Origin of the sequence: Methanosaeta sp. UBA458, assembly GCF_002496085.1 — an archaeon.
Taxonomy (GTDB): Archaea; Halobacteriota; Methanosarcinia; order Methanotrichales; family Methanotrichaceae; genus Methanothrix; species Methanothrix soehngenii.
Genome location: NZ_DAIK01000093.1, coordinates 1 through 4,770, shown reverse-complemented (window position 1 = coordinate 4,770; position 4,770 = coordinate 1). Strand labels below are relative to the sequence as shown.

Genomic DNA, 4,770 nt, shown 5'->3' with positions numbered 1-4,770 from the left:
GCAGAGTTCTCCGGGGCTCTGGTGGATGTGCAGAAGGGCTCGGGATTGATAAAGCGCTGCCCGGTATGCAAACGCTCCTTAGCCAAGGGGGTATGCACCGAGCACGGAAAGGTGGATGGCACATATGATCTGCGCATCAAGGCGGTGCTGGACGATGGCCGCCGGGTGCAGGATGTCCTCATCAACCGGGAGACCACTGAGCGGCTGGTTGGGCTTACCCTGGATGAAGCCAGGATGATGGCCATGGAGGCGCTCGATCACGAGGTGGTGCGCTCCCTCATCGAGAGCAAGCTGGTGGGCAGATACTTTGCCATCGCTGGGCCAAGGGTCGATCGCTATCTATTGGTGGAGACCATAAATGAGCTCATGCCGGTGACAGAATCGAATGTGGACGAGCTCATGAGCCGGGTGGAGGCGATCTAGGATGGCGGGATTTTCCAGAGAGGTGGCGCGCAGGATATTCGCCGAGGAGCTGAAGAGTTCAAACTACTCCTTCCGGGAAGGTGAGGACCAGCATCAATATGCTCCTCAATACCTTCTCACCCCTACCGGGGCCAAATGCAATCGGGTCTTCTTCGTGGGAACGCTGACCGAGAAGGACGATATCGGTACAGATGTGGAGTACTGGCGGGGGCGAGTGGTGGACCCGACGGGCAGCATCCTGATCTATGCCGGGCAGTACCAGCCAGAGGCCGCTCAGATACTGGCCAGCATGGATGCACCCGCTTTTGTCTCCATCGTGGGAAAGCCCAACCTCTACCAGACGGAGGACGGCAATGTCATCATATCTCTGCGCGCGGAGTCCATCCAGAGGGTGGATGAGGCAACCAGAAACCAGTGGATAATGGATACTGCCAGGCGCACTCTTGAGAGGCTCTCACTCCTCGAGAAGGCTGAACCAGCTCCATTGTCAAGCGACTTTACCACCGCAGACAGCGCTTATCCCTCCACCAATCAGCAGGATGCGTCTCGGGCCCGGGTGCACTATCATACCGATATAGAGCGCTACCGCAAAATGGTCGCTCGGGCCCTTGCCTCTCTGAAGGCGGACCTAGGCAAGACTGTAGGAGATGATTCCGGGTCTCTTGCCTCTTCCGCCGGGTCCGAAAGGATGGGGGAAGAGAATGGAGATGAGCTGCACGAGCCCATTGAAGAGGGGTTCGAGGCGAAGCCGGAAGCAAAGCAAAAGGAAATGCCAGAGGAAAAGCAGCCCAATAAAAAGATCAAGCCCAAGAAGGGTGGATCGCTGGACTCCTGGCCCGAGGCCGGGGGGGACGAAGAAGTGGAGACCTTCAACCTTGGAAAGAAGAGCTGAAAAGTCTTATATAATCTACAGAAGCTCATAGAGCAGAGGTGAGTCAATATGGTAATTGGTGTAACGATGGTCAAGGTGGTGCCAGGACAGGAGAAGACTGTCTACAATGCTCTGCAGGAGATCGACGGCATCAAGGATGTATATCATGTCTTTGGCGAATTCGATTTCGTGGTGATCATTGAGGTCGAGGGCCTGAGCATGCTCAACAAGCTGGTCGATGTGATCAGAGAGATTGATAACGTCAATGCCACCCAGACGGTGGTCGGGGCCGAGCTTTAAGCCCCGTCATCCCCCTCTTATGGAGATCGCTGAGGAGCTGGCTAAACAGCAGAAGGCCATCTCCGTAGCTGAATTTTTTGAGAAGAACCGTCAGATCCTTGGATTCGACTCCGCGCCTCGCGCCTTAATCACCTGTGTGAAAGAGGCGGTGGACAACTCTTTGGACGCCTGCGAGGATGCGGGCATTCTGCCGGACATATTCGTGCAGATAAAGAAGAGCGGCGAATACTTTCAGGTCATAGTGGAGGACAACGGCCCGGGGATTGTGCCGGAGGAGATCCCGCGCGTCTTTGCCAAACTGCTCTATGGTTCTCGATTTCATACTCTGCGCCAGAGCAGAGGCCAGCAGGGCATAGGAATCTCCGCCGGGGTGCTCTACTCCCAGCTCACCAGCGGCAGGCCGACGCGAGTTATTTCCAAGATCGCTCCTGACAGGCCTGCATATTACTGTGAGCTCATGATCAACACCTCCAAAAACGAGCCTGAGATCATTAAAGCAGAGGAGGTGGACTGGGAGAGGCCTCGGGGAACGCGGGTAGAGATGGAAATGGAGGGCTCTTATGTCCGCAGCCGCAGGCAGTCTGTCTATGGCTCATTGAAGAGCGCCGCTATCGTCAATCCCCATGCCCGCTTAACCCTGGTGGAGCCGGAGGGAAATGTGGAGGTATTCGAGCGGGCGACGGAGAGCCTTCCCAAGAAGGCCTATGCCATCCAGCCCCATCCAGAGGGAATAGAGCTCGGGGAGCTGATCAAGCTCTTGCGCTATACCGACAAGAAGAAGCTCCGGGTATTTCTTAAGGAGACCTTCTCCTCCATCGGAACGATCTCCGCCCAGGAGCTGTGCAAAAAAGCGGATCTGGACCCTGAAGCTCCTCCTGCAAGCCTGGACCACGATGAGGCGGTGCGCTTGCTTTTGGCCTTCAAACAGATCCGGGTTAAGTCGCCTCCAGTGGACTGCTTGTCTCCCATCGGCGAGGAGCTGATCCGGGCGGGGCTGGAGAAGGAGTTCCGGCTGGACTTCATCGCCACCACCACCAGGCCGGTATCCGTCTACTCAGGCAATCCCTTCCTGGTTGAGGTGGGACTGGGCTATGGCGGTGAGCTGGCCCGAGAAGGCCGCATAGAGATACTCCGATTCGCCAATCGAGTCCCCCTGGTCTACCAGCAAGGAGCCTGCGCCATAACTCATGCTGTGGAGTCGGTCTCCTGGAAGAACTATTCTCTGAGCCAGTCCGCAGGAAGCGGCATTCCCGTCGGTCCGGCAGTGCTGCTGGTGCACATCGCCTCCACCAATATCCCCTTCACCTCGGAGAGTAAGGATGCGGTGGCCGATATGCCGGAGATTCTCGTTGAGATCGACCTGGGGCTCAAGGAGGTGGCTCGAAAGCTGCGCCGCTACCTGAGCAGGCAGAGCCTGCTATCCGAGAGACGGGAGAAGGAGGAGATCATCAGAAAGATCCTTCCCCGGATAGCAAAGAAGCTCTCCGATGTCCTGGACCGCCCCGAGCCGGACATAGGACCGGTGGTGGCCAAGATCATGGGCAACCTTCTGGTTTACAGGGAGAGCGAACAGCAGGACGGCCGGATCTCGGTCCGGCTGGTGGTTGAGAACCACAGCGACCTTGTAAGATCCTTCAAGCTGCATGAGCTTTTGGGGGAGAAGGCGGAGGCGATCAGTCCCCCTGCCAAGGTAATTTCTCTGGGGGATGGATACGACCACCACTGGAAGCTCTCCGTAGGCCCGGGCCAGAAGGCCATTATCAGCTACCAGATCGGGGCGAATAGCAGCGGGCCAGCTAAGCCGGTGGTAGAGGGTCTGGACCCGGAGATCGTCACCGGCGCCAGAGCGATCTGATAGGGAGATCTGATAGATGACAGGATCCCAGCGATTGGAGTGAGGGCATGGCAGGATCAGATGACAGGAAGAGTTCGGAGAGAGCGTTGAGGGATTCCCGGTCGAAAAAGGCAGAAGAGAACCTTCTCCGTCTGGCCGATTCGCTCTATGGCCAGTTTCAGCGGGGAGTTGTACCTCATATATCTCTGCCCTCCCGGACCAAGGGAAATATCGAGTTCTCCACTAAAGACGATGTCTGGATCTACGGAGACCAGGAGACGATGCGCAGCGTCAAGACGGTTCGGGGAGCCAAGACCCTTCTTAAAACCGTCCACCTGACAGAGCTGCTGATAGATGAGCATCTCAAGAACAATCGGGGCTCGACATTAAGAGAGATCTATTACATCTCCGAGAACTGGGATATAGCCAAGTTCCATGAGCAGGCAGAGAGCGACCGGCTGATCGAGGATCTGGAGATTGTAACCGATCTGCACCGGGAGGACTTTCACGTCCGTCCGGAGGAGGACGGAGCGGCTGTCTTCGGGCCGCTTCGCCTGAAAGAGCAGACCCGCCGGGGGGAGAAAGAGATGCACTGCCAGGAGGACGTTGGCGAGGCCGGCTACCAGATACCCTTCAACGTGGATAACATCGAGTTCATCAACCATGATGCCCGGATGGTCATGGCCATTGAGACCGGCGGAATGTACGCCCGGCTGATAGAAAACGGCTTTGATGAGGAGTATAATGCCATCCTGGTGCACATCAAAGGCCAGCCTGCCAGGTCCACCCGGCGGATCATAAAGAGGCTGAACACGGAGCTGAACCTCCCGGTTGTAGTCTTCACCGATGGCGATCCCTGGTCCTATCGCATCTTCGCCAGCATAGCCTATGGAGCGATCAAGAGCGCCCACCTCTCCGATCATCTGGTAACGCCCAAGGCCCGCTTCCTGGGAGTGCAGCCCAGCGATATCGTGGATTATAACCTATCCACGGACAAGCTTACGGACAGAGATCTTCAGGCCCTGAAGAGCGAGCTTTCTGATCCGAGGTTTGCCAATCCCTACTGGGAAAAGCAGATCCACTTGCAAATAGACCTCAAGAAGAAGGCCGAGCAGCAGGCTTTTGCCGGAAAGGGGCTGGACTTTGTAACCAAGACCTATCTGCCGGATAGGCTGACGGAGATGGGGATCATCTGAATGATCATCGACTTTCATGCCCACATCTATCCTCCGCCAGTGGCAGCCAAGATCCTGCCCGCGGCCAGAAGAAAGCTGAAGGTAGAGGTGCCGGGAAGCGGAGCGCCCCAGGACCTCTTGGGGCACATGAGCCGTTCCGGGATCGC

General features: G+C 56.9%; 4 protein-coding genes and 1 pseudogene. All 5 read left to right on the top strand.

The genetic code is table 11. The features are described 5' to 3' along the window. Window positions 1-423, top strand: a pseudogene (locus BP822_RS06345) (replication protein A); the annotation flags it as partial. Between the two features lies 1 nt (window position 424). After that, window positions 425-1,315, top strand: a complete 891-nt coding sequence (locus tag BP822_RS06340; RefSeq protein ID WP_286877995.1) for an RPA family protein — start codon at window positions 425-427, stop codon at window positions 1,313-1,315. Between the two features lie 48 nt (window positions 1,316-1,363). Beyond that, window positions 1,364-1,594 carry an Lrp/AsnC ligand binding domain-containing protein gene (locus BP822_RS06335; protein WP_013719238.1) on the top strand — a complete coding sequence of 77 codons (231 nt, stop codon included), beginning with the start codon at window positions 1,364-1,366 and terminating at the stop codon, window positions 1,592-1,594. Window positions 1,595-1,613: 19 nt separating this feature from the next. Next, entirely contained in the window at window positions 1,614-3,449 is a 1,836-nt protein-coding gene (locus BP822_RS06330; RefSeq protein WP_013719237.1) for a DNA topoisomerase VI subunit B, read from the top strand. 47 nt (window positions 3,450-3,496) lie between these two features. Continuing rightward, window positions 3,497-4,624 carry a DNA topoisomerase IV subunit A gene (locus BP822_RS06325; protein ID WP_273270891.1) on the top strand — a complete coding sequence of 376 codons (1,128 nt, stop codon included), beginning with the start codon at window positions 3,497-3,499 and terminating at the stop codon, window positions 4,622-4,624. Window positions 4,625-4,770 lie beyond the last annotated feature (146 nt).